The 24,499-nt window shown below is 44.7% G+C and carries 21 protein-coding genes and 1 other RNA gene; 15 read left to right on the top strand and 7 right to left on the bottom strand.

Annotation, left to right across the window (positions count from 1 at the left end; genetic code table 11):
- Positions 1–201 precede the first annotated feature (201 nt).
- Both lpdA and acnB read left to right on the top strand, forming a co-directional pair.
- Positions 202–1,629: a dihydrolipoyl dehydrogenase gene (gene lpdA / locus ABR397_RS06935; RefSeq protein ID WP_350305072.1), complete on the top strand. Its 1,428-nt coding sequence runs from the start codon at positions 202–204 to the stop codon at positions 1,627–1,629.
- A 451-nt stretch (positions 1,630–2,080) separates the two neighbouring features.
- Positions 2,081–4,678, top strand: a complete 2,598-nt coding sequence (acnB, locus tag ABR397_RS06940; protein ID WP_350305073.1) for a bifunctional aconitate hydratase 2/2-methylisocitrate dehydratase — start codon at positions 2,081–2,083, stop codon at positions 4,676–4,678.
- A 344-nt stretch (positions 4,679–5,022) separates the two neighbouring features.
- On the opposite strand, the gene ABR397_RS06945 is transcribed toward acnB, so the two are convergent.
- Positions 5,023–5,319, bottom strand: coding sequence for a Dabb family protein (locus ABR397_RS06945; protein WP_350305074.1), 297 nt, complete (start codon positions 5,317–5,319; stop codon positions 5,023–5,025).
- A gap of 378 nt (positions 5,320–5,697) precedes the next feature.
- Between ABR397_RS06945 and ABR397_RS06950 the strand changes: the two genes are divergently transcribed.
- Both ABR397_RS06950 and mscS read left to right on the top strand, forming a co-directional pair.
- Positions 5,698–6,069 (top strand): YacL family protein, encoded by a 372-nt coding sequence (locus ABR397_RS06950; RefSeq protein WP_350305075.1) that lies wholly within the window; start codon positions 5,698–5,700, stop codon positions 6,067–6,069.
- 132 nt (positions 6,070–6,201) lie between these two features.
- Positions 6,202–7,074: a small-conductance mechanosensitive channel MscS gene (gene mscS / locus ABR397_RS06955; protein ID WP_350305076.1), complete on the top strand. Its 873-nt coding sequence runs from the start codon at positions 6,202–6,204 to the stop codon at positions 7,072–7,074.
- A 121-nt stretch (positions 7,075–7,195) separates the two neighbouring features.
- Here the strand turns inward: mscS and ABR397_RS06960 are convergent, their stop codons facing one another.
- Positions 7,196–7,576: a hypothetical protein gene (locus ABR397_RS06960; protein WP_350305077.1), complete on the bottom strand. Its 381-nt coding sequence runs from the start codon at positions 7,574–7,576 to the stop codon at positions 7,196–7,198.
- A 235-nt stretch (positions 7,577–7,811) separates the two neighbouring features.
- Between ABR397_RS06960 and argO the strand changes: the two genes are divergently transcribed.
- Positions 7,812–8,435, top strand: coding sequence for an arginine exporter ArgO (gene argO, locus ABR397_RS06965; RefSeq protein ID WP_350305078.1), 624 nt, complete (start codon positions 7,812–7,814; stop codon positions 8,433–8,435).
- A gap of 114 nt (positions 8,436–8,549) precedes the next feature.
- The gene (locus ABR397_RS06970; protein ID WP_350305079.1) at positions 8,550–9,269 is read left to right on the top strand and encodes an oxidative stress defense protein; all 720 of its coding nucleotides are present in this window, start codon (positions 8,550–8,552) and stop codon (positions 9,267–9,269) included.
- Here the strand turns inward: ABR397_RS06970 and ABR397_RS06975 are convergent.
- Complete coding sequence (locus tag ABR397_RS06975; RefSeq protein ID WP_350305112.1) at positions 9,266–10,168, bottom strand: LysR family transcriptional regulator ArgP; 903 nt, start codon at positions 10,166–10,168, stop codon at positions 9,266–9,268. The genes ABR397_RS06970 and ABR397_RS06975 overlap by 4 nt on opposite strands.
- Before the next feature lie 127 nt (positions 10,169–10,295).
- Here ABR397_RS06975 and rpiA point away from each other — a divergent pair, with 127 nt between their 5' ends.
- Together rpiA and serA are read left to right on the top strand one after the other, a co-directional pair.
- On the top strand, positions 10,296–10,955 hold the full coding sequence (gene rpiA / locus ABR397_RS06980) for a ribose-5-phosphate isomerase RpiA (RefSeq protein WP_350305080.1): 660 nt from the start codon (positions 10,296–10,298) through the stop codon (positions 10,953–10,955).
- Positions 10,956–11,232: 277 nt separating this feature from the next.
- A complete protein-coding gene (serA, locus tag ABR397_RS06985; protein WP_350305081.1) occupies positions 11,233–12,474 on the top strand; it encodes a phosphoglycerate dehydrogenase in 1,242 nt (413 codons plus the stop codon).
- A gap of 49 nt (positions 12,475–12,523) precedes the next feature.
- Here the strand turns inward: serA and ABR397_RS06990 are convergent, their stop codons facing one another.
- From ABR397_RS06990 to zapA, 3 genes are all read right to left on the bottom strand, one after another.
- Complete coding sequence (locus tag ABR397_RS06990; RefSeq protein ID WP_350305082.1) at positions 12,524–13,120, bottom strand: 5-formyltetrahydrofolate cyclo-ligase; 597 nt, start codon at positions 13,118–13,120, stop codon at positions 12,524–12,526.
- A 37-nt stretch (positions 13,121–13,157) separates the two neighbouring features.
- A non-coding RNA gene (gene ssrS, locus ABR397_RS06995) (6S RNA) lies at positions 13,158–13,343 on the bottom strand.
- A 118-nt stretch (positions 13,344–13,461) separates the two neighbouring features.
- Positions 13,462–13,791, bottom strand: coding sequence for a cell division protein ZapA (zapA, locus tag ABR397_RS07000; RefSeq protein WP_046975469.1), 330 nt, complete (start codon positions 13,789–13,791; stop codon positions 13,462–13,464).
- 186 nt (positions 13,792–13,977) lie between these two features.
- On the opposite strand from zapA, the gene ABR397_RS07005 reads away from it, so the two are divergent.
- The 7 genes from ABR397_RS07005 to gcvP all read left to right on the top strand — a co-directional run bounded on the left by ABR397_RS07005 (position 13,978) and on the right by gcvP (position 23,292).
- A complete protein-coding gene (locus tag ABR397_RS07005) occupies positions 13,978–14,553 on the top strand; it encodes a YecA/YgfB family protein (protein WP_350305083.1) in 576 nt (191 codons plus the stop codon).
- 48 nt (positions 14,554–14,601) lie between these two features.
- Entirely contained in the window at positions 14,602–15,918 is a 1,317-nt protein-coding gene (gene pepP / locus ABR397_RS07010; protein ID WP_350305084.1) for a Xaa-Pro aminopeptidase, read from the top strand.
- Positions 15,919–15,926: 8 nt separating this feature from the next.
- On the top strand, positions 15,927–17,105 hold the full coding sequence (gene ubiH, locus ABR397_RS07015; RefSeq protein ID WP_350305085.1) for a 2-octaprenyl-6-methoxyphenyl hydroxylase: 1,179 nt from the start codon (positions 15,927–15,929) through the stop codon (positions 17,103–17,105).
- 38 nt (positions 17,106–17,143) lie between these two features.
- On the top strand, positions 17,144–18,376 hold the full coding sequence (gene ubiI / locus ABR397_RS07020; RefSeq protein WP_350305086.1) for an FAD-dependent 2-octaprenylphenol hydroxylase: 1,233 nt from the start codon (positions 17,144–17,146) through the stop codon (positions 18,374–18,376).
- Between the two features lie 358 nt (positions 18,377–18,734).
- Positions 18,735–19,829 carry a glycine cleavage system aminomethyltransferase GcvT gene (gene gcvT / locus ABR397_RS07025; protein ID WP_350305087.1) on the top strand — a complete coding sequence of 365 codons (1,095 nt, stop codon included), beginning with the start codon at positions 18,735–18,737 and terminating at the stop codon, positions 19,827–19,829.
- Between the two features lie 107 nt (positions 19,830–19,936).
- Positions 19,937–20,329: a glycine cleavage system protein GcvH gene (gene gcvH, locus ABR397_RS07030; protein WP_350305088.1), complete on the top strand. Its 393-nt coding sequence runs from the start codon at positions 19,937–19,939 to the stop codon at positions 20,327–20,329.
- Positions 20,330–20,415: 86 nt separating this feature from the next.
- Positions 20,416–23,292, top strand: a complete 2,877-nt coding sequence (gene gcvP / locus ABR397_RS07035) for an aminomethyl-transferring glycine dehydrogenase (RefSeq protein WP_350305089.1) — start codon at positions 20,416–20,418, stop codon at positions 23,290–23,292.
- A gap of 174 nt (positions 23,293–23,466) precedes the next feature.
- Here gcvP and ABR397_RS07040 read toward each other — a convergent pair whose 3' ends face one another.
- Positions 23,467–24,216 (bottom strand): SDR family oxidoreductase, encoded by a 750-nt coding sequence (locus ABR397_RS07040; RefSeq protein ID WP_350305090.1) that lies wholly within the window; start codon positions 24,214–24,216, stop codon positions 23,467–23,469.
- Positions 24,217–24,499: the final 283 nt, after the last annotated feature.

Consider the following 24,499-nt stretch of genomic DNA (forward strand, 5'->3'; position numbering starts at 1 on the left):
AAGGCCGGCCATGCGCCGGCCTGATTGTTATTGCTGTGGCAGGGAAACAGCTTGCATCTGGTTGGTTTGTTGCGAGTTCTGTCACGTTAACGCGCTTTTCAGGTTATTAACAATTCTGTAAACTGCTCGCGGTGTGTAGGTCCCGGTGGAATATATCGTTTTTGGCGTCTGACCCGCCGGACAAACAATTAAGAGGTCATGATGAGTACTGAAATTAAAACCCAGGTTGTGGTGCTTGGGGCAGGTCCAGCAGGGTATTCTGCTGCTTTTCGTTGCGCGGATTTAGGTTTGGAAACCGTCCTGGTGGAACGTTACTCTACCTTAGGTGGTGTTTGTCTTAACGTTGGTTGTATCCCTTCTAAGGCATTGCTTCATGTAGCAAAAGTTATTGAAGAGGCTAAAGCTCTGGCCAATCACGGCATCGTTTTTGGTGAACCAAAAACCGACATCGAAAAAGTCCGTGTCTGGAAAGAAAAAGTTATCAATCAGCTGACCGGTGGTCTGGCTGGTATGGCTAAAGGCCGCAAAGTTAAAGTTGTTAATGGTGTTGGTAAATTTACCGGTGCTAACACACTGGTTGTTGAAGGTGAAAGTGGCGCAACAACGATTAATTTTGATAATGCCATTATTGCCGCAGGTTCCCGTCCTATCCAATTACCATTCATCCCTCATGATGACCCTCGCGTATGGGATTCTACAGATGCACTGGCGCTGACAACGGTTCCTGGGCGTCTGCTGGTGATGGGCGGCGGTATCATCGGTTTGGAAATGGGAACCGTTTACCACGCTCTGGGTTCGCAGATTGATGTTGTTGAAATGTTGGATCAGGTGATTCCTGCGGCTGACAAAGATGTGGTGAAAGTATTCACTAAGCGCATCAGCAAACAATTCAACCTGATGCTGGAAACGAAAGTGACGGTAGTAGAAGCCAAAGAAGATGGTATCTACGTCACGATGGAAGGCAAAAAAGCACCGGCAGAACCACAACGTTATGACGCAGTTCTGGTTGCTATCGGTCGTGTACCTAACGGTAAGATGCTGGATGCAGGTAAAGCAGGCGTTGAAGTTGATGACCGTGGCTTTATCCATGTTGATAAGCAAATGCGTACCAACGTACCGCACATTTTTGCTATCGGCGACATCGTTGGTCAGCCAATGCTGGCGCATAAAGGTGTTCACGAAGGTCACGTTGCGGCTGAAGTTATCTCTGGTAAGAAACACTATTTCGATCCAAAAGTGATTCCATCCATTGCTTACACTGAACCAGAAGTTGCATGGGTTGGTCTGACTGAGAAAGAAGCGAAAGAGCAAGGTATCAGCTATGAAACAGCAACTTTCCCGTGGGCCGCTTCTGGCCGTGCGATTGCTTCTGATTGTGCTGACGGTATGACCAAACTGATTTTTGATAAAGAAAGCAACCGTATTATCGGTGGCGCCATTGTAGGTACTAACGGTGGTGAACTACTGGGTGAAATCGGTCTGGCAATTGAAATGGGTTGTGATGCAGAAGATATCGCGTTGACTATCCATGCTCACCCGACGTTGCATGAATCTGTCGGTCTGGCGGCTGAAATCTTTGAAGGCAGCATTACTGACTTGCCAAATGCTAAGGCGAAGAAAAAGAAATAATTTCTTAAATCGTTTGATGTAATTAACTAAGCGGCTTTCATTTATGGAAGCCGTTTTTTTATGTCTGGTATGACCTGTTCAAAAAATAGGGTATAAAAAGTATGGTTTTTGTGGGTGCTACTGGCAAAAATCAGCGGATTAATCTACTTTAATAGCGTTATCTACTGCTAATTCAGAATATTACTATCAGTTAATGTTACTTTTATGTGAACGAATTAACATCGCATTCAAATTTTGGTATACTGGGTGCCCGAAGCTCGGCATAACTTAACTTGAACTGATTAGGTTATGCCGGCAATCCTCTGACCTGGCACCCAGAACCATAACTAACAGCCTGTCCCAGTGGGCGTTGCGTTATTGTTGCGAAAACACAATAGCCTGATGATACAGGTTCTAAGGCGGGTGCAGACAGCCGGGTAGATAAAATGACAATGAGAGCGAGGAGAGAGTCGTGCTAGAAGAATACCGCAAGCACGTAGCCGAGCGTGCAGCCCAAGGCGTCGTCCCTAAGCCATTGGACGCGGCGCAAGCGGCGGCGCTGGTTGATTTACTGAAGAGCCCACCAAAAGGTGAAGAAGATTTCCTGTTAGATCTACTGATTAACCGTATTCCCCCCGGTGTTGATGAAGCGGCATATGTCAAAGCCGGTTTTCTTGCCGCCATTGTAAAAGGTGAAACCACTTCACCGCTAATCACGCCAGAAAAAGCGGTTGAACTGCTTGGAACTATGCAGGGTGGTTATAACATTCACCCCCTGATTGATGCTCTGGATAATGAAGAACTGGCTCCCATTGCAGCTAAAGCGCTCTCTCATACTTTGTTGATGTTTGACAACTTCTATGATGTAGAAGAAAAAGCGAAAGCCGGTAATCCACAGGCTAAACAAATTATGCACTCTTGGGCAGATGCCCAGTGGTATCTGGAACGTCCTGAACTGGCGGAAAAAATCACAGTCACTGTATTTAAAGTGACTGGTGAAACAAACACAGATGACTTATCTCCTGCGCAGGATGCATGGTCACGTCCTGATATTCCACTGCATGCTCTGGCTATGCTGAAAAACGCCCGTGAAGGTATAGAACCAGATCAAGCTGGCACCGTTGGCCCAATCAAACAGATTGAAGAGCTGAATACAAAAGGCCACCCATTGGCTTATGTCGGCGATGTTGTCGGTACAGGTTCTTCCCGTAAATCAGCCACTAATTCAGTGCTGTGGTTTATGGGCGAAGATATCCCATTTGTGCCAAACAAGCGCGGTGGTGGCGTTGTTTTGGGCGGTAAAATCGCGCCAATCTTCTTCAATACGATGGAAGATGCGGGAGCATTGCCAATCGAAATAGATGTTACCAAGCTGAATATGGGTGATGTGATTGATATCTATCCCTATAAAGGTGAAGTATGTAATCACGAAACCAATGAGTTATTGGCTGAATTTGAACTGAAAACCGATGTGTTGCTGGATGAAGTTCGCGCGGGTGGTCGTATTCCGCTGATTATTGGTCGTGGTTTAACCAGTAAGGCGCGTGAGTCGCTTGGCTTACCGCAAAGTGATGTATTCCGTCAGGCGAAAGCGGTTGAGAAAAGTAACCGTGGTTTCTCCTTAGCTCAGAAAATGGTTGGCCGGGCATGTGGTACTGTGGGTATTCGCCCGGGTGAATATTGTGAACCTAAAATGACCTCTGTTGGTTCTCAGGATACTACCGGTCCAATGACCCGTGATGAGCTGAAAGACTTGGCATGTCTGGGTTTCTCTGCGGATTTAGTGATGCAGTCATTCTGCCATACGGCTGCTTATCCTAAGCCGGTTGACGTCACTACCCACCATACTTTGCCGGATTTCATCATGAACCGTGGTGGTGTTTCCCTACGTCCGGGTGACGGCATCATTCACTCATGGCTAAACCGTATGTTGTTGCCTGATACCGTAGGTACGGGGGGTGATTCTCATACCCGTTTCCCGATAGGTATTTCCTTCCCGGCAGGTTCTGGTTTGGTGGCATTTGCGGCTGCGACGGGTGTAATGCCTTTGGACATGCCTGAATCTGTGCTGGTTCGTTTTAAAGGGCAGATGCAGCCGGGCATCACTTTACGTGATTTGGTGCATGCGATTCCTTACTATGCGATTCAGCAAGGTCTTCTGACCGTTGAGAAGAAAGGTAAGAAAAATATCTTTTCTGGCCGTATTCTTGAAATCGAAGGTTTACCAGATCTGAAAGTTGAGCAAGCATTTGAACTGGCGGACGCTTCTGCGGAACGCTCTGCCGCAGGTTGTACGATTAAACTGGATAAAGCGCCGATTATCGAATACCTGCAATCCAATATTGTATTGCTGAAATGGATGATTGCCGAAGGTTACGGTGACCGCCGGACACTGGAACGTCGTGTAACAGGTATGGAAAACTGGCTGAAAGATCCTCAACTGTTGGAAGCCGATGCTGATGCGGAATATACCGCTGTTATCGAGATTGATCTGGCTGAAATCAAAGAACCAATTCTGTGTGCACCGAATGATCCGGATGATGCGCGTTTACTGTCTGATGTGGCTAACAGCAAAATCGATGAGGTCTTTATTGGTTCTTGCATGACTAACATTGGTCACTTCCGTGCTGCCGGTAAATTACTGGATCAGCATAAAGGCCAATTGCCAACTCGCTTGTGGGTTGCTCCACCAACCAAGATGGATGCGGCTCAACTCACTGAAGAGGGTTATTACAGCATCTTTGGTAAGAGTGGGGCACGGATTGAAATACCTGGTTGTTCCCTGTGTATGGGTAACCAAGCGCGCGTTGCTGACGGTGTAACGGTGGTTTCTACTTCAACCCGTAATTTCCCGAACCGTTTAGGAACGGGAGCGAACGTCTATCTGGCATCGGCTGAATTGGCTGCGGTGGCTTCTCTGTTGGGACGTCTGCCTACACCGGAAGAATATCAGCAATTTATGGATAAAGTTGATGAGACAGCAGAAGATACCTACCGTTATCTCAACTTTGACCAATTGAATCAATACACTGAAAAAGCGGATGATGTGATATTCCAAACCGCAGTGTAACTTAGCTGATTTCAATATTAATAATGGGAGGGAAGCCTCCCATTTTATTATTTTTCCTGATTATATGTAGTGAATTAAATCTCAATTAAGTTAATGACTTATTGGAAAATGTGGTTGGCCTTTATTGTGTAATAAAGATTGGCTATCGGATTTTTTGTATGATTTAATTGTTATCTATGATTTGGAGAGTGTATCCGGGTCGTAACTTGTAGACAGGTGTGACCGATAGTCGGCGTGCCTGATTATTATCAGACGCGCCGGTAATATTTGTTATGTTGGTCACTGATTAGCAGATATGGTTTTCTGGTGGTTCAAGTGCTTTCTTTAAGATTATCTATGCTGCCTTATACTTCATAATCAAAGACTACGATGTCTTCGACAGAATCCATAATGAGCTCTTTTATTTTGTCATGTGCTGGATGAGACAGATAGTTTGAAATAGTTTTATGATCATCAAATGTCATTGTGACAGCGTGTGTGAAACCTTTGTTCTTGTTTTCACTACTTATATTATTTCCCCACTCAACAGAAAAAATACCTTTGATTTGATGCTGTATGGTAATAAAGGCTTCTTTTATCGCCGCTAATTGTTGTTCTTTTATATCGGATGTGAATTTTAACAAAAGGATATGTCGTATCATACATGGCTCCTGAAAGTGTTTTTTCCCCAGACAAGATAGAAAATAAGTAGCTGTATTGCAATATTCTTGAATGTATCTCATCAATCAGAGGCAAAGCGTTCGATTTTGCTGTTTTTGTTTCCCTGAGATATTATTAAGAATAGTACCATTTTCCTGCTTCGCACTAACTGCCATAAACATACAAGGCTTTGAGGCTGAATTCTCTTCCAATGAAAGTTAGACATAATATCTTGGGGATACACATTGCGGTCATCTAAGTGCAGTACCACACTGTTGTGTCAGTCTGGAAATCTCCTATTCTAGCCAGTTTGTGGGCTGATTCTGGGGCGGAATTGCTGGGGAAATATTAAAACGAAGAAGAGCGCACCGGAGGTAATGATGGACTACGAATTTTTGCTAGGTGTCACTGGGCAGGTGACTAGCCGATTCTCAATGGATCACGAAGCTATTGGTCAGTGGCTGAATGAAGAGGTTAAAGGTGACTTGACTGTGCTGGATAAGATCACCATGGCGCTGGCTGAAATCAAGGGCAGTGAACGCCAATGGCAACTTGTGGGTCATGAATATACGCTGCTAATGGATGACGAAGAAGTTATGGTTCGTGCTAATCAGCTTGAGTTTGAAACTGATGAGATAGAAGAAGGCATGAGTTATTACGATAATGAGAGTCTGGCTTTTTGTGGTACTAAGGATTTTATTGATATGTTGTCCGATTATCGGGATTTTATTTTGCGAAAAAATTACTGGTAACTATTTGTATATGAACCAGAATAATTTTCTGGTGCGATAGGTTTTTCTTGCTATCGATACTTGCTATGAAGAGTAGCAATGAGGTAATTTTGTTAATTATAGTTTAATAGCTAAATAATCAAGGTGGTTTTAATGGAAGATATCAGTCTGTCTGGTGGTATTAATGAGGCTACAAGCTGGTTTATTAATCATCAGGATTTAATCATTCAGTATCTGGTCGATATGGTTGCTGCTGTTCTAATCCTTGTTTTGGGGTTGATGGCGGCAAAATTGATCAGCAAGGGTGTGAAAAGAGTTATGTCGTTGCGTGACATTGATGTAACTGTGTCAGATTTCCTGGCTGCGATTGTCCGTTATTCGGTAATTGCGTTCACGATTATCGCTGTTTTGGGCAAATTAGGGGTTCAGACAGCGTCGGTGATTGCGGTTATTGGTGCCGCAGGTTTAGCCGTTGGTTTGGCTTTACAGGGTTCTTTGTCCAACTTTGCTGCCGGTGTCTTGTTGGTTGCTTTCCGGCCAATCCGGGCCGGTGAATATGTTATCTTGGGCGCAGTTGAAGGCACTGTGGTTCAGGTGCAGATTTTCTCTACAACATTGCGTACAGCTGATGACAAAATTATTGTTATCCCGAATGGGAAAATTATTGCAGATAATGTTATTAATACCAGCCGTGAACCGAACCGTCGGACGCAAATAATGGTCGGTGTTGCCTATAATGCGGATATTGATGAAGTCAAAAAAGTACTGGGTGATATTATTGCGGTAGACAGTCGCATTCAACATGATAGAGGTGTGACAATCCGTTTGCATGAAATGGCGCCTTCTTCGCTGAATTTTATTGTGCGTGTATGGACGACCAATGGTGATGCTTGGGATGTTTATTGGGATTTAATGGAAAACTTTAAACGTACATTGGATAAACACAATATCGGTATTCCTTATCCGCAAATGGATGTTTATTTGCATCAGAATCAGGCTACGGTGCAGAATAAAATGATCGGTTAGTCAAGCGATGGGTTTGATGATGATAATCCGATTATGTAAAGAGGCTATAAGCTTTTGTCTGTAAATTAGGTGCCGCGCCGTGAATGGCGCGGACTATCCAGCTTATTCCAGCAGGTTTATTTTATTGACATAGAGTATCAAGATTGTTTTTAACAAAATCATCGTTGATATCTTCTGTCAGTGTTATTTTCTTGTTATCGGGCAAGCAAAGTACAGCAGCTAAAACACTTGAGTCATGTAAATTAATATCGGCAGCGATGGACCCATAGCCTTTTTCACCTTGTATTTTAAGGATAAAACGCTCACAGCCTTTTTTACATAAGAAAGGCTGATAATTACTGAGCTCTACATCGGTAATATTTGCTGTACCAATATAGTATTCAATTATTTCAGATTGGTTTAATGTTTCTTCAACATCATTCCGAATTAAATAGTAGCTTCTGATAGTAAGTGCAGTAATAATAATGACTGCTAACAACATGAAACCAGTAATTTTTTTCAAAATAACCTCTTCCTCTTATTCTTACAGAATTAATCGATTAATTAATGTTTTAAGTGTGTATTTGCCTAATTTCCTTTGAATTAACTAAATGTTTTTCCCGTAATAGCCGGTTTTTTAGCTGACTATTAAAATTTCTTATGATCGATTAGAAGCATTTATTTCCTCTAATGAGCTATTCTTCTTAATATTCTGAACATTGGAAGAGCAAAATGAATAATTATTGAGGAGTTTTTTTATGTTATCGACATTTTTGCAGGGTTTTTTTCTCAGTGCTGCAATGATTTTACCTCTTGGTCCACAAAATGCCTTTGTTATGCAGCAAGGGAGCCGAAAACAATTTCATCTGATGAGTGCAACTTTGTGTGCTATCAGCGATGGTTTTCTGATTGGCGCCGGCGTATTTGGAGGGAGTGCATTGCTTGGTCAGTCAACTTTACTACTGCAATTTGTCACTTGGGGAGGGGTTGCTTTTTTATTGTGGTATGGCTGGAGAGCTTTTCGTATGGTCCTGCTTGTGAATGCGGAACTCACACAGACTGACAATATAGCGAGGAGTCGCTGGCGGGTAATTGCGATTATCTTTGCTGTTACTTGGTTAAATCCACATGTCTATCTGGATACCTTGGTTATACTGGGAAGTATTGGTGGTCAATTATCTTCAGAACTCAGGCCCTGGTTTACTTTTGGTGCTGCAAGCGCTTCCATTAGCTGGTTTTTTGCTCTGGCATTCCTCGCTGCCTGGTTTTCCCCTGCACTGAGTAAACCATGTTCTCAACGAATTATTAATGGATTTATCTGTATTGTCATGTGGTATATAGCCTGGCAACTTGCTAAACAGGGATTGATAATTTCTGGTTAACTTGGACACTTTTTTTGCATACAGTGGGTGTGTTAGTGTTTTATTTATCCCATGCATGTTTCGGTTTTTCCGGGGATAAACTCTTTTTGTGACAGATTTTATACGGAGGTTGTGGTGAAATTAAAATCATTAGGGTTGGCTGCAATGTTAAGTGCAGGAGGCGTACCGCTCTCTGCGCAGGCAGCTGATTTACCCGTGGTCCCTCATATTGTGACTTCTGGTAATGCGGTAATTAAAGCAGAACCGGATATGGCAACATTGATAATTAACGTCGATATTTCCGCCAAAGAGGCTTCTGGCGCTAAAAAACAGGTTGATGAGCTTGTTGCTAAGTATTTTGATTTTCTAAAAGAGAATGGTATTGAAAAGAAAGATATTAATGCGGCGAATCTGCGTACTCAACCTGACTATGAGTATGACAGAGAATCCGACAAGTCTGTGCTAAAAGGTTATCGTGCAATCCGTTCGGTGGAAGTGAAGGTCCGTAAGTTGGATCATCTTAATATTTTGCTTGATGGTGCATTAAAAGCTGGCTTGAATGAGATCTCATCTGTTCAGTTTGGTGTGGTCGATCCACAAAAATATCGTGATGAAGCCCGACAAAAAGCCATTCAGAATGCGATTGAGCAGGCTGATATATTAGCGAAAGGCTTTAGCAGTAAACTTGGCCCGATATACAGCATCAATTATCGAGCGCCAGATATTTCCTATATGAAATACCGCAATAATGATGTCGTGCTGGCGGGAGGGGCTGCTGGTGTGAATGAAACTTACCAACAGGACACCATCAGTTTTAGCGATCAGGTTGATGTTGTGTTTGAGCTAAAACCTTAATTCATGTCATCTTGCCTTAACATCTGACGCCCAATTTTCAACAGGGCGTCAGTCACTTTTTTCATTGTTCTGCTTTCCGGTGCGAAACGATGCCAATAGAGCATCCGGCGCTGACATAAACCCGGCGTCAAGTCGATCAGTTCATCCTCTTTCAGTTCCTGACTAATTTGTAAATGAGGGATCATACAACAGGTAGAACTTTGTTTTGCCAGCTGCACAAAAGCTTCAGATGAGTTGACGATATGGCATGGAACACTGCCCGGCGATAAATCGAAGTTCTGCTGTAAAAATGCCTGATGCATATCATCCAGGTGATCGAATGCTACCGCGGGCGCCTTCAATAATGCTGAACGGGTAACCCCATTTGGAAAATATCGGGTAGCAAATTCTGGCGACGCAACAAACAGGTAATCTAGGGCTCCTAGTTTATCCACCAGACAACCGGGTAATGGTTGTGGTTGAATACTGACTGCCCCAACAACTTCGCCTCTTCTTAATTGTTCTTGAGTACGGGTTTCATCTTCAACCTGAATATTCAGCCGAATCGGTAAATCACCGAGCACTGGGTGCAGTGCCGGTAACAGCCAGGTTGCCAGGCTATCGGCGTTAACTGCCAGTGAAAGCAGCAGTGGAGTATCTGTACCAGATTCATCACCTAGCCATTGTTCCTCCAATAATTCTACTTGATGCAGTAGCGCCAGCAGCTTTTGCCCTTGTTCGGTGGGGCGTGGAGGAACGGTGCGCACTAACAGAGGCTGACCGAACAAATTTTCCAACTGCTTGATACGTTGAGAAACTGCGGATTGGGTGATACAGAGTTTCTGGGCTGCGCGTTCGAAACCGCGCTCACGGATCACAGCATCCAAGGCTTGCAGTGTTCGGTAATCAGGGCGTTTCATTACAGAAAGATTCTCCATTGATTGTTCTGCATAGCACTATGCCATATTTTTCCAGTAGATGAGGCAAATTATTGTTTATACTGGCTGACAGGCTTTTCTTGTAACTGATATAGGTTGGTGAATTGATATGACTCAGGACGAACTGAAAAAAGCAGTAGGTTGGGCAGCGCTCGAATTTGTCACTCCCGGGACGATTGTCGGTGTGGGGACGGGTTCAACGGCTTCGCATTTTATTGATGCCCTTGGCTCAATTAAAGATCAGATTAAAGGGGCTGTATCCAGCTCTGAGGCTTCTACCGAAAAGTTAAAAAGCCTGGGAATTCCTGTATTCGACTGTAATGAAGTGGATTCTCTTGATATTTATGTTGATGGTGCGGATGAAATCAATGGCAATATGCAGATGATTAAAGGCGGCGGCGCCGCATTGACTCGCGAAAAAATTATTTCTGCAATAGCGAAAAAATTCATTTGTATTGTTGATGCTTCTAAGAAAGTTGATGTATTGGGTAAATTTCCTTTACCGGTTGAAGTGATCCCAATGGCCCGTTCATATGTTGCCCGTGAATTGGTTAAATTGGGTGGTTTACCAGAATATCGCCAGAACGTTGTGACTGATAACGGCAATGTGATCCTGGATGTGCATAATTTAGCAATTATCGATCCTGTTGAGTTAGAGAATAAAATTAATCGTATCGCCGGTGTAGTCACTGTCGGTCTGTTTGCTAATCGGGGCGCGGATGTTGTATTGATGGGAACATTAGATGGAGTGAAAATCATCACCCAATAATATTGCTCATAGAGGGCGGAGTCTTTCGCCCTTAAAAATTTTTTACTTTTAATAATCAGTGGAAATTTAGTGATATATCTCATATATCTAATTATTAGATAACCTAAATCCTGACTTTATTCTTCTCCATATCATTTTATTCCGCATAATAACTATCTTATTAAGACTTATTTGGTAGGAATAGCAATCGTTTGTATTGCCGTGTCTGTTTTTTTTGTTATGTTGAGAGAATGAAACTTAAATGTAATGAAAATTGACGTAACAATAGGCAGGGTAAATGGTTAAGGTATCTCTAGAAAAAGACAAGATAAAATTTTTGCTATTGGAAGGTGTACATCAGAGCACGGTGGAAAACCTGCGGGGAGCGGGCTATAGCAATATCGAATATCATAAAGGGGCGTTAGATTCCCAGGCGTTAAAAGAGGCAATTCGTGATGCCCATTTTGTTGGGATCCGTTCTCGCACACAATTGACAGAAGATATTTTCCAGGCAGCCGAAAAATTGGTTGCTGTGGGTTGCTTCTGTATCGGCACCAACCAAGTTGATCTAAAAGCAGCGGCCAAACGGGGTATCCCCGTCTTTAACGCACCATTTTCTAATACCCGTTCTGTTGCTGAGATGGTACTTGGTGAGCTATTGTTACTACTGCGCCGTATTCCTTTAGCAAATGCTAGAGCGCATCGCGGCGTATGGGATAAACAGGCCAAGGGCTGTTATGAAGTGCGCGGTAAAAAACTGGGTATTATCGGTTATGGTCATATTGGTACTCAGCTTGGTATTTTGGCTGAAAGTATTGGTATGGATGTCTACTTCTACGATATTGAGAACAAACTGCCATTAGGTAATGCCCATCAGATTCGTCATTTATCAGAATTACTGAATATGAGTGATGTGGTCAGTTTACACGTACCAGAAACGCCATCAACGAAGAATATGATGGGTACGCAGGAACTGGCATTGATGAAACCGGGTTCTATCCTGATCAATGCTTCACGCGGAACAGTGGTGGATATTCCGGCGTTGTGTGAAGCGCTGGAAAGTGAACACCTGTCAGGGGCGGCTGTAGATGTATTTCCAGTTGAACCCGCAACCAATAATGATCTGTTTGAGTCGCCTTTGCTGAAATTTGATAATGTATTGCTGACTCCGCATATCGGTGGTTCTACACAGGAAGCGCAGGAAAACATTGGTTATGAAGTAGCAGGAAAGTTAGCGAAATACTCTGATAATGGTTCTACCTTATCAGCCGTCAACTTCCCGGAAGTTTCTCTTCCTGCTCATGCTGATGATACCAACCGGTTTTTACATATTCATGAAAATCGTCCAGGTATATTGAATAGCATTAACCAGGTGTTTGCTGCACAGGATATTAATATCGCCGCTCAGTACCTGCGTACCAGCGGGGATATGGGATATGTGGTGATTGATATTATGACTGAGAACCCTGCTCAGGCGGAAATGGTATTCCAGGAATTGAAAGCTTTGCCGGGTACCATCCGTTCTCGCCTGCTTTACTGATTATTTTGCTATGTCGTAAATGGGCGCTTTATGTAAGGCGCCTATTTTTTTACTGCCATTGCCAGATTTTTTCGGGAGTGATGATTTCTGGTAATGGGATATCCCACTCGGCTGAAGGTAATGTATCGACTAATTGGCAGTTATGAGCCAGGCCAATCGGATAGAAATTTTTTTGTCGCCATTGGCTCAATGTACGATCGTAAAAGCCACCCCCCATTCCAAGTCGCTGTCCTGTGTGGTCGAAAGCAACCAGCGGGATCATCATGATATCCAGCTCAGATAATGGTAAAAGCTGCTGAACATCCAGTGGCGGTTCTTCTATATTGAAACGATTTCTGACAAGTGGCGTATTTGGTTGATAGCTTAAAAACAGCAGATGGCGGCGATTGAAAGGGTGAAGTACAGGCAAATAGATCTGTTTATTTTGTTGCCAGAGTTGCTTGATTAGCGGTCGGGTGTCAAGTTCACCATCAAATGAAAGAAATAGTGCAATTTTATTGGCTTGGTGAATTCTGGGGTGGTTGACAGCTTTTTCCGCGGCTTGGTTCGCAAAAAGGGCTTGTTGTTCAGGGGGGAGTTCACGGCGTTGCCGGCGTATTTTCTTTCTGATGCTCTGTCTGAGTGATAACAGGGGAGCTGATAGCATGGAACCTGCCTGTTAATGCGAGTAGTGATTAAAGTTGGGGTTCTCCAAGATGCCGTTACAGGTAGTAACCCTTGAACCCTTGGTTCAAGGTGAACGCAGCATCGCATCCTTAAGGCTTCTCGGACGGACCGAGCATGCACACCGGCTGCGGAGCACTACATTCTATCATGTATGAAATATCGGCTCAGGGGACTTTCCCCGTTCACGAACATCTCAGAGAAATTTATTCAGCGCTTACGCTTACTAAGCAACTTTATGTAACCTATTGTATGAAACTAAACACAGAAATCAACTAAATTATAGAATGATTCACTCACTACTGTATGATTTATCAATAGAATTCATTCATTTGACGCAATAGTGCGCTCAGTGATGCGACCTTGCTCAACTAATGCTTGTTCTATAGTCTGTTGAAGCATCTTTATTTTTTGTTCCATATTGTAGGCATAGTCACGAGTTTTCACTTTTTCTTGTGCCAGCTCATGACAGATATTCAGTGCCACAATAAAAACCAGTTGTTCAGTATTGGTTACTCTGGTGCGTTCTTTTAAATCTTCTAAACGTTGTTCAAGTTCCACCGCGGCAGCCAGCAATGCTTCTTTTTGCTCTGATGGACAATTGACACGTAATGACCGCCCAAAAATCTGGATATCTACTGGTTGTGCAGACATGACCCCTTCCTGACTTATTACTGCGCCTTGGCTTTTATTCCTGATGATAGGATAAAGCAAGACGCCAATCGTTACAGTGCGATACCGACAGACAACTCACGATTAGCTATGACTGCTGTCTGGTATAGCGACTCCCCTTGGTGGTAGCATAGCATGAACTTACACCGTCAACGATGACCAATACACATGTCTATACAGAATTCATTACCAGATTATCAATCTTTTGACGAAATATTACATCAGCAGTCAGTGGCGCTGACAGCGGCTGAGATGCATGGGTTGATTAGTGGCTTACTGTGCGGTGGCGCCCGTGATAGTAGTTGGCAAGCTTTAGTTCATGATTTAGCCAATGATGGAATGGCTTTTTCCCATCCATTAGCTCAACAATTGCGTGAATTACGTGAAATTACATTTGAATCATTGGATGACAATCATTTTGCATTCCATTTACTGTTGCCCGATGAGGAAGATAATGTGTTTGAACGGGCGGATGCCTTGGCTGGTTGGGTGAACCATTTCTTGTTGGGGTTGGGTGTTGTGCAACCAAAACTCACCGATAAAAAAGAGATCGGTGAGATTGTGGGTGATTTGCGTAATATCGGTCTGCTTGGCTATGAAGAAGGGGATGATCAAGAAGAGCTGGCTCAGGCGCTGGAGGAAGTGCTTGAATATGTGCGGGTTGCCGCTCAGCTTTGCTACATCGCTTTTACTCAGCCTAAAGCTGTTTTAATTGCAAAAAATGATAAGCCAACATTGCATTAATTGCTGTTTATTGAACTCAAAATAATTAACTAAGTCGCAGGAGAGGGTATGATCAAACAAGAATATTTATCCCGCCGTCAGGCTTTACTGGCAAAAATGGCTCCGGCCAGCGCAGCGATTATTTTTTCTGCCCCGCCTGCGTCCCGAAATTCGGATAATGAATATCCCTATCGTCAGCACAGCGATTTCCTTTATTTGACTGGATTCAATGAACCGGAAGCTGTGCTGATATTAATTAAAAGTGATGATAAGCATAATCATAGTGTTCTTTTTAATCGAACACGTGATTTGACGGCGGAAATTTGGTTTGGCCGCCGTCTTGGGCAAGAAGCGGCGCCAGAAAAACTGGGTATTGACCGAGCTTTGCCTTTTGATGATATCCAGGAAGAGCTTTATCAGCTGTTAAATGGTCTGGATGTGGTTTATCACGCACAGGGTGAATTTGCTTATGCGGATGACATTATCTTCCAGGCGCTGGATACACTGAGAAAAGGCGGTCGCCGTAATCTTTCAGCCCCTTTAACGATAACTGACTGGCGTCCTTGGGTACATGAAATGCGGTTATTCAAATCCAAGGTAGAAATTGAAATTATGCGCCGAGCCGGTGAAATCAGCGCACAAGCACATACGCGTGCGATGAAGATTTGCCGCCCAGGCATGTTTGAATATCAACTGGAAGCTGAAATTCATCACGAATTTACGCATCAGGGTGCGCGTTATCCTTCTTACAATACGATTGTCGGGAGTGGTGAAAATAGCTGTATTCTGCACTACACCGAGAATGAAAGCAGGATGAAAGAGGGTGACTTGGTGTTGATTGATGCAGGTTGTGAATATCTGGGTTATGCCGGAGATATCACCCGTACTTTCCCAGTGAATGGCAAGTTCTCCCGCGCCCAGCGTGAAATTTACGATATCGTACTGAAAACGCTGAAGGTTTCATTGGAATTGTATAAACCGGGCGTCAGCATCAACAAAGTAACAGAACATGTTGTGCGGATTATGGTGGAAGGACTGGTGAAACTGGGCATTATGCACGGTGAAGTTGAACATTTAATCGAAACCAAAGCCTATCGCCAATTCTTTATGCATGGCCTCAGCCATTGGCTGGGTCTGGATGTGCATGATGTTGGGCGCTATGGTGCAGAACGTGACCGTATTCTGGAGCCGGGAATGGTATTAACGGTTGAACCCGGACTTTATATTGCACCGGATGCCGATGTGGCGCTGGAATATCGAGGTATCGGCATCCGAATTGAAGATGACATTTTGATCACTGAAACCGGTAACGAAAACCTGACAGCCAGTGTGATTAAAGAAGCTGATGAGATTGAAGCTCTGATGGCGAAAGCAAAACAGGGTTAAGTTAAGATATGAACGTGATTATCGTTGGAGGGGGCATGACCGGCGCGACACTTGCGCTGGCAATATCTTCCCTGAGCAAGGGGCAGATTCATGTTTCCCTGATTGAAGCAGCAGAGCCGGAGCAGAAGCACCCCGGCTTTGATGCCAGAGCGATAGCGCTGGCTTACGGTACTTGTCAGCGTTTACAACAGATCGGGGTTTGGTCTGTACTGGAAGATTATGTGATACCAATAACTCACGTTCATGTTAGTGACCGTGGTCATGCAGGGTTTGTGAACCTTTATGCGAAAGAATATCACATTCCGGCTTTAGGTAATGTTGTCGAACTGTATGATGCTGGCAAGTGCTTGTTCGGCTTACTGAAAAATGCTCCCGGCGTGACATTATATTGTCCATCCAAAGTTTTGACCGTTGAAAGAACGATATCATCAGTGACCGTTACCCTAGACAGTGGCGATCAACTGCAAGGTGAATTGCTGGTCGCCGCAGATGGCAGCCATTCCGCGATGGGTCAATCCTGTAATATTCAGTGGCAGCAGCACCCTTATGGACAGATTGCCGTGATTACTAATGTACTGACGTCAGAGCATCCACAGGGCAGGGCATTTGAGCGTTTCACGGAATATGGCCCACTGGCTTTGCTGCCAATGTCTGGGGGGCGGAGTTCATTGGTATGGTGCCATCAGTTGGATCGGCGAAAGGAAATAGCTGGCTGGGATAATGAGCAGTTTCTGAAGCAGTTACAGCGGGCATTTGGCTGGCGACTGGGCAAAATGTTGGAAACCGGCTGGCGCCACAGTTATCCACTCACACTATCCACTGCAAATCAACAAGTCAGCCACCGATTGGCGCTGGTGGGTAATGCCGCACAAACATTACACCCGATTGCCGGTCAGGGTTTTAATCTTGGTATGCGGGATGTGATGACACTGGCTAAGATTATTTCTGAGGCTTTTGCGACTGGTCAGGATATTGGTGCTTACCCGGTGTTGGCTAATTATCAACAGCAACGGGTTTTAGATCGGGAAAATACCATTGGTATTACTGATGGATTGATCAGGATATTTGCCAATCATTATTTTCCATTAAGAGCTGGGCGCAATCTTGGTTTGATGGCGATGGAAAAATTTTCTCCTGTGCGGGATATGCTGGCCCGTCAGACTCTGGGCTGGGTCATCCAAAGATAACCGCAGATAAAGCAGACAAAATAAGAGGACGTTATATTATGCAATCATTTGATGTGGTTATCGCTGGTGGCGGTATGGTGGGTCTGGCGCTTGCCTGTGGCTTACAGGGCAGTGGTTTGCGGGTGGCGGTGGTAGAAAGCTATCCGCCTGCTCAATCGGTTTATGCCGGAGAAGAGTATGCTTTGCGGGTTTCTGCAATTAATGCTGCCAGTGAGCGCCTGTTACAGCATCTTGGCGTGTGGCGACATATTCTGGATATGCGAGCCAGCCCTTATCAGGGAATAGAAGTTTGGGACCGGGATAGCTTTGGCCGCATTCGGTTCAACGCGGCTGAATATGGCCTGGAATATCTTGGTCATATCATTGAAAACCGGGTTATCCGTGAGATGTTATGGGAAAAAGCGGAAAACCTGCCGGACGTGACTATGCTGACGCCTGCGGCTTTACAACATATTGCCTGGGGAGAAAATGAAGCTTTCATGACATTATCCGATGGTCGCATGCTAACAGCCCGTTTAGTGGTTGGCGCTGATGGCGCTCATTCATGGTTGCGTCAGCATGCGGATATCCCCCTGACATTCTGGGATTATGAACATCATGCGTTAGTGGCGACTATTCGCACTGAAGAGCCTCATGGCAGCGTTGCCCGTCAGGTCTTTTATGGTGATGGTATTCTGGCGTTTCTGCCTCTTGCTGATCCACATTTGTGTTCTATCGTCTGGTCACTGCCGGGTGAAGCGGCAGATCAGTACAAACAGCTTGATAACACGCTTTTCAACCGGCAACTGGCGGTGGATTTTGATATGCGTCTTGGTCAGTGTGAGCTGATCAGTGAACGCCAGACAATTCCACTGACCGGCCGTTATGCCCGTAACTTTGCCGCTCATCGTCTGGCCTTAGTGGGGGACGCTGCTCATACCATTCATCCATTGGCAGGACAGGGCGTGAATCTGGGCTTTATGGATGTGGCTGAACTCATAGGTGAATTGCGTCGTCTGCATTGCCAGGGAAAAGATATTGGTCAGCACTTCTATTTACGTCGATATGAACGCCGCCGTAAACACAGTGCTGCTGCCATGTTGGCTGGCATGCAGGGGTTTCGTCAGTTGTTCGACGGCAATAATCCAGTGAAAAAACTTTTGCGGGATGTCGGGTTATCACTGGTAGACAATTTACCCGGAATTAAACCTCCATTACTTCGTCAGGCAATGGGGTTGAATGACTTACCGGGTTGGCTCTCTTCGCCATCCTGTTCAGCTGAAAAAATCTAATTTAGCTTCTTCTTATCGATTATTTTTTCTCATGCATTACTGAAATATGGATAGGTGATTTTATTCATATTTCAGTCAGCTCTTAATGGAAAATGTGTGTTTTCTAAAGTTAATTGTTAATTTTGAGTATTATGGCTCATTTTAATAGTTAAAAATTCTGCATACTCATAGCATGTTTTTTTATTGTTACTGAATTGGACCCTATTTTTACTTATGGTTCATTTTTGTTTTCAGTGATAACTTTTATGTTAAGACATCGTTTGCGTCGCGTTTTTTAGCCGCTTTTTGTTCATGATTCACAGTAGCTGTCGGTTAATACGCGGTATGTTTTCATGTAGGAAATGAAAAGAGGGAAATAATGGCAAAACACACTCCATTGTATGACCAGCATCTGGCTTGCGGTGCGCGCATGGTGGATTTTCATGGCTGGATGATGCCTTTGCATTACGGTTCACAAATGGATGAGCATCACACTGTCCGCACTGATGCCGGTATGTTTGATGTTTCCCACATGACGATTGTGGATCTGCATGGTACTGGCTGCCGTGATTTCCTGCGTTATTTGCTGGCAAATGACATTGCTAAACTGACAGAAAAGGGCAAAGCCTTATACACCGGGATGCTTAATGCTTCTGGTGGTGTCATTGATGACCTGATTGTTTATTACTTTAGCCATGATTTTTATCGGATGGTGGTCAATTCTGCGACCCGTGAGAAAGATCTGGCTTGGATCAATGAACATGCTGCCAATTATCCGGTTGATATTCAGGTGCGTGATGATCTGGCATTGATTGCTGTTCAGGGGCCTGAAGCTCAGGCAAAAGTAGAGTCTCTGCTGAATGATCAACAAAAACAGGCTATTGCTGGAATGAAACCCTTCTTTGGTGTTCAGGCTGGCGATCTGTTTATCGCAACAACGGGTTATACCGGCGAAGCGGGCTATGAAGTGGCGATGCCAAAAGAGCAATCAGCAGATTTCTGGCAAAAATTGCTTAGTGTCGGCGTTAAGCCCGCAGGGCTAGGCGCCCGTGATACTTTGCGGCTTGAAGCGGGTATGAACCTCTATGGACAGGAAATGGATGAAACCATTTCTCCATTGGAAGCCAATATGGGCTGGACAATCGCCTGGAAACCAGAAGATCGCCAGTTTATAGGCCGTGAAGCGCTGGAAAAACAGCGTGAAGATGGCACTGAACAGTTGGTTGGCTTGGTGATGAGAGAAAAAGGTGTGTTACGTGGTGGTTTGACGGTCAGTTTTACTGATGAAGAGGGCACCTTACACACTGGCGTTATTACCAGCGGTACATTCTCCCCAACATTAGGATTCAGTATTGCCCTTGCCCGTGTGCCACAAGGGATTGGTGAACAGGCAATTGTACAAATCCGCAATCGTGAGATGCCGGTTCAGGTAGTCAAACCCAATTTTGTGCGGGCGGGTAAACCTCTCGTATAGTCTAATAATTTGATGAAAAATAGTACCCTATCTCAGTAGTCGTAATTGGTGCAGGAAAACAAAATAGCCTAATGAGATAAGTTCTAAGATTGAAGGAGACAATGGTGATGAGTAATGTACCCGCAGAGTTAAAATATGTTGAATCACATGAGTGGGTTCGTGCAGAAGGCAATGGTGAATACACGGTAGGTATTACCGAACATGCGCAGGAACTATTAGGCGATATGGTTTTTGTTGATTTGCCAGAAGTCGGTGATGAATTTAATTTTGGTGATGAATGTGCCGTTGTTGAATCAGTAAAAGCCGCTTCTGATATTTACGCGCCACTGAGTGGTGAAGTGATTGCCGTTAATGAAGCGTTGGGTGAAGCGCCTGAATTGGTTAATGGCGAGCCTTATAATGAAGGTTGGCTGTTCCGAATTAAAGCCTCTGATGAGAGTGAATTTGCTAATCTGCTGGATGCCGCAGGATATCAGGCGCTTCTGGACGAAGAAGAATAATAGCCCTCCGTCGCCCTGCTTTACATTGTGAGCAGGGCGTTTTTATTTGTATGCCATTTCTGGCCAGCTTCAGGAATCAGTAACAAATGACCCAAACATTAAGCCAACTCGAGAACCGGGGCGAATTTATCCGCCGTCATATTGGCTCTTCCACTGAACAGCAGAAAGAGATGCTGGCAACAGTGGAGGCAAGTTCCCTCAATGAATTAACACAGAAAATTGTTCCCCGCGATATCGCGTTACCAGAGCCGCCCGATGTAGGCGGTGGTGCGACTGAACAGCAAGCACTGGCTGAACTGAAAGCTATTGCCAGTCAGAATAAGCGTTACCAATCCTATATTGGTATGGGATATGTACCTTCTATCCTGCCGCCGGTTATTTTACGCAATTTATTAGAAAATCCTGGCTGGTATACCGCTTATACACCTTATCAGCCGGAGGTTTCACAAGGGCGTCTTGAATCACTGTTGAATTTCCAGCAAGTGACGATCGATCTGACGGGTTTAGATCTTGCTTCTGCTTCTTTGCTGGATGAAGCCACTGCGGCGGCTGAAGCAATGGCAATGGCAAAACGTGCCAGCAAACTGAAAAACGCTGATCGTTTCTTTGTTGCTGATGACATACACCCTCAAACGTTGGATGTTGTTCGTACCCGCGCTGAAACCTTTGGTTTTGACGTGATTGTGGATAAAGCCGAAAAAGCCCTGGAGCTGGAAGGTGTATTTGGTGTGTTGTTGCAACAGGTAGGGACAAAAGGTGAAATTCATGATTACACCGACCTGATCGCGCAACTGAAACAACGCAAAATCATTATCAGCGTTGCTGCTGATTTGATGGCGCTGGTGGTGCTGACTGCACCGGGCAAACAAGGGGCGGATGTGGTGTTTGGTTCTGCTCAACGTTTTGGTGTACCGATGGGTTATGGCGGCCCCCATGCGGCATTTTTTGCCTGCCGTGATGAATTCAAACGTTCTATGCCGGGACGAATCATCGGCGTTTCCCGTGATGCGGCGGGTAATACCGCACTGCGCATGGCAATGCAGACCCGTGAGCAGCACATTCGCCGTGAGAAAGCGAACTCCAACATCTGCACTTCTCAAGTGCTGTTGGCAAACATCGCGGGTATGTATGCGGTATATCATGGCTCGAAAGGACTGAAACGCATTGCTGGCCGCATTCATCGTTTGACTGACATTCTAGCTGCTGGATTACAGCAAGCCGGATTTACTCTGCGCTACAAAACTTGGTTTGACACCTTGACCGTTGAAGTTGCCGATAAAGCTGCGGTACTGGCACGGGCAGACAAAGCGGAAATCAACTTGCGTAGCGATATTCACGGCGCAGTGGGTATCACATTGAGTGAAACCACCAGCCGAGATGATTTGGTCAAATTATTCTCTGTACTGACAGGCACAGATAGCAAATTGGATGTTGAGGCGCTGGATGAGAATGTGATAACGGAAAGCCATTCCATTCCTGCATCAATGTTGCGTAATGATGACATCCTCCAGCACCCGAATTTCAATCGCTATCACAGCGAAACAGATATGATGCGCTATATGCACCGTCTTGAGCGCAAAGATCTAGCACTGAATCAGGCCATGATCCCACTGGGTTCTTGCACCATGAAACTCAATGCTGCGGCAGAAATGTTACCGATCTCCTGGCCTGAATTTAATCAGCTGCATCCATTCTGTCCGCCGGAGCAGGCGCAGGGCTATCAACAGATGATAAGCCAGTTATCTCACTGGCTGGTTCAATTAACAGGTTATGATGCTGTTTGTATGCAGCCAAATTCCGGCGCACAGGGTGAATATGCGGGTCTGCTTGCTATTCGCCGTTATCACGAAAGCCGTGGAGAAGAGGATCGTCATATCTGTTTGATCCCAAGTTCTGCTCATGGCACCAACCCGGCTTCGGCTCATATGGCGGGTATGACCGTTGTGGTGGTGAATTGTGATAAAGAGGGCAACATTGATCTGGTAGACCTGCGCGAAAAAGCGGAAAAATCCGGTGACGAGCTTTCCTGCATCATGGTGACTTACCCATCAACACACGGCGTATATGAAGAAACCATCCGTCAGGTGTGTGAAATCATTCATCAATCTGGTGGTCAGGTTTACCTTGATGGTGCAAATATGAACGCACAGGTTGGAATCACTGCGCCCGGTTTTATCGGCGCTGATGTTTCACACCTCAACTTGCACAAAACATTTTGTATCCCACATGGCGGTGGCGGCCCAGGCATGGGGCCGATTGGCGTAAAAGCGCATTTGGCGCCGTTCTTACCAGGACACTCGGTAGTTCAAATGGATGGCATTACTGAACAGAGAGCGGTCTCAGCGGCGCCATTTGGTAGTGCTTCTATTCTGCCTATTAGCTGGATGTATATCCGTATGATGGGTTCGCAAGGGCTGAAACAGGCAAGTCAGGTGGCGATTTTGAATGCCAACTATATTGCTGCCCGCCTGAAAAATGATTATGACGTGCTGTATACCGGCCATAACGGTCATGTAGCGCATGAATGTATTCTGGATATTCGGCCACTGAAAGAAGAGCTTGGTATCAGCGAGATGGATATTGCTAAACGCTTGATTGACTACGGCTTCCATGCACCAACCATGTCATTCCCGGTTGCCGGCACGCTGATGGTGGAACCAACAGAATCAGAAAGCAAAGTGGAAATTGATCGCTTTGTCGATGCAATGCTGTCGATTCGTGCTGAAATTAACAAAGTTGCACAAGGTGAATGGTCATTGGAAGATAACCCATTGGTCAATGCGCCTCATGTACAAACTGAGCTGGCTTCTGATTGGAATCATAATTACAGCCGTGAAATTGCTGTTTTCCCAACCACAGAAACCAAAGCCAATAAATATTGGCCTGCCGTTAAACGCCTGGATGATGTTTACGGTGATCGTAATCTGCACTGCTCCTGTGCACCTGTCAGCGATTATCAATAATTGCTAAATAATGTGGCAACATCGGTATAATTACTGGTGTTGCTATTTATCTCTATTGACATTGGTGCAATTTTCGTGATGTTCACTCATTCTTAAATACTCGTTCACCCCGGTCATATAGTTCGCTATGCTCCCGGGGACGTCCATCACATCACTACACTTTTCAATATGTATCTATTTTCCTCCCGCCAGATCGATGAAACTACCTGTGACATATGAAGCCTCATCAGACAATAACCATACTATTGCTTGGGCTACCTCCTCAGGTTGACCGCCACGTTTCATCGGCAAATTATCTTTTATTCGATCAACCCGCGTTGCCTCACCACCATAAGCATGCATCTCGGTATAAATGAATCCAGGACGAACAGCATTAACGCGAATTCCTTGGTCGGCCACCTCTAGAGATAGACCAATGGTTAAGGTATCAATAGCGCCTTTTGAGGCGGCATAATCCACATATTCATGTGGTGAGCCAAGTCGAGATGCTGCTGAGGATACGTTAACAATGGCTCCGCCCTGACCACCATGACGAAGGGCCATACGTTTAACCGCTTCGCGTGCGCAGATAAAACTGCCGCTGACATTAGTGGCAAATATAGTGGCTAGTCGCTGTGCATCCAACTGTTCGATGGATGCTTGGGGCATAAGTATTCCTGCGTTGTTCACTAATCCGGAAATTGGACCGAGCTCTTTATCTATTTGCTGAAACATTTCTACGATCTGTTCTTCTTGGGCAATATCGGCCTGTACGGCAATGGCTTTCCCGCCAGCATGAAGAATCATATCGACAACCTCTTGCGCACAGGCTTTACGCGTATGATAGCCAATGCAAACCTTATGTCCTTTGCTCGCCAGACATAACGCGGTAGCCCGACCAATGCCGCGATTGCCGCCAGTGATCAGGGTGATTTTATTTTTCATGTTTTATTTATCCAGTCTTATCCAGTCGCAAATTTATTTTTGATTTATTTATCAACATCAAAATAGCAATTGCTAAAAGTTTTCTACTCAGAAGACGATTTTCCAGTGATGGCTTAAACAGAATTCGGGGTAATTACACTGAGAGTAAACAAGTTCGTATTTCTTTAAAATCGACTATCTTTCTGTTTCAGTCAATTGATTATAGGCCATGAGTGCATTTTCTTTGGCGGGAAAAAGGCTAAAATATAGCAAGTGACTACTTCACCATATTTCCGGTGGTGTG

The sequence above is a fragment of the Photorhabdus viridis genome, from assembly GCF_040256935.1.
Classification (GTDB): Bacteria; Pseudomonadota; Gammaproteobacteria; order Enterobacterales; family Enterobacteriaceae; genus Photorhabdus; species Photorhabdus viridis.

Excerpts from the sequence above, each read along its gene's own strand:
- lpdA (WP_350305072.1), top strand. The coding sequence starts at position 202 with ATGAGTACTGAAATTAAAACCCAGGTTGTGGTGCTTGGGGCAGGTCCA.
- ABR397_RS06945 (WP_350305074.1), bottom strand. The coding sequence starts at position 5,319 with ATGATACGACATATCCTTTTGTTAAAATTCACATCCGATATAAAAGAA.
- ABR397_RS06950 (WP_350305075.1), top strand. The coding sequence starts at position 5,698 with ATGGACTACGAATTTTTGCTAGGTGTCACTGGGCAGGTGACTAGCCGA.
- mscS (WP_350305076.1), top strand. The coding sequence starts at position 6,202 with ATGGAAGATATCAGTCTGTCTGGTGGTATTAATGAGGCTACAAGCTGG.
- argO (WP_350305078.1), top strand. The coding sequence starts at position 7,812 with ATGTTATCGACATTTTTGCAGGGTTTTTTTCTCAGTGCTGCAATGATT.
- ABR397_RS06975 (WP_350305112.1), bottom strand. The coding sequence starts at position 10,168 with ATGAAACGCCCTGATTACCGAACACTGCAAGCCTTGGATGCTGTGATC.
- rpiA (WP_350305080.1), top strand. The coding sequence starts at position 10,296 with ATGACTCAGGACGAACTGAAAAAAGCAGTAGGTTGGGCAGCGCTCGAA.
- serA (WP_350305081.1), top strand. The coding sequence starts at position 11,233 with ATGGTTAAGGTATCTCTAGAAAAAGACAAGATAAAATTTTTGCTATTG.
- ABR397_RS06990 (WP_350305082.1), bottom strand. The coding sequence starts at position 13,120 with ATGCTATCAGCTCCCCTGTTATCACTCAGACAGAGCATCAGAAAGAAA.
- zapA (WP_046975469.1), bottom strand. The coding sequence starts at position 13,791 with ATGTCTGCACAACCAGTAGATATCCAGATTTTTGGGCGGTCATTACGT.
- ABR397_RS07005 (WP_350305083.1), top strand. The coding sequence starts at position 13,978 with ATGTCTATACAGAATTCATTACCAGATTATCAATCTTTTGACGAAATA.
- pepP (WP_350305084.1), top strand. The coding sequence starts at position 14,602 with ATGATCAAACAAGAATATTTATCCCGCCGTCAGGCTTTACTGGCAAAA.
- ubiH (WP_350305085.1), top strand. The coding sequence starts at position 15,927 with ATGAACGTGATTATCGTTGGAGGGGGCATGACCGGCGCGACACTTGCG.
- ubiI (WP_350305086.1), top strand. The coding sequence starts at position 17,144 with ATGCAATCATTTGATGTGGTTATCGCTGGTGGCGGTATGGTGGGTCTG.
- gcvT (WP_350305087.1), top strand. The coding sequence starts at position 18,735 with ATGGCAAAACACACTCCATTGTATGACCAGCATCTGGCTTGCGGTGCG.
- gcvH (WP_350305088.1), top strand. The coding sequence starts at position 19,937 with ATGAGTAATGTACCCGCAGAGTTAAAATATGTTGAATCACATGAGTGG.
- gcvP (WP_350305089.1), top strand. The coding sequence starts at position 20,416 with ATGACCCAAACATTAAGCCAACTCGAGAACCGGGGCGAATTTATCCGC.
- ABR397_RS07040 (WP_350305090.1), bottom strand. The coding sequence starts at position 24,216 with ATGAAAAATAAAATCACCCTGATCACTGGCGGCAATCGCGGCATTGGT.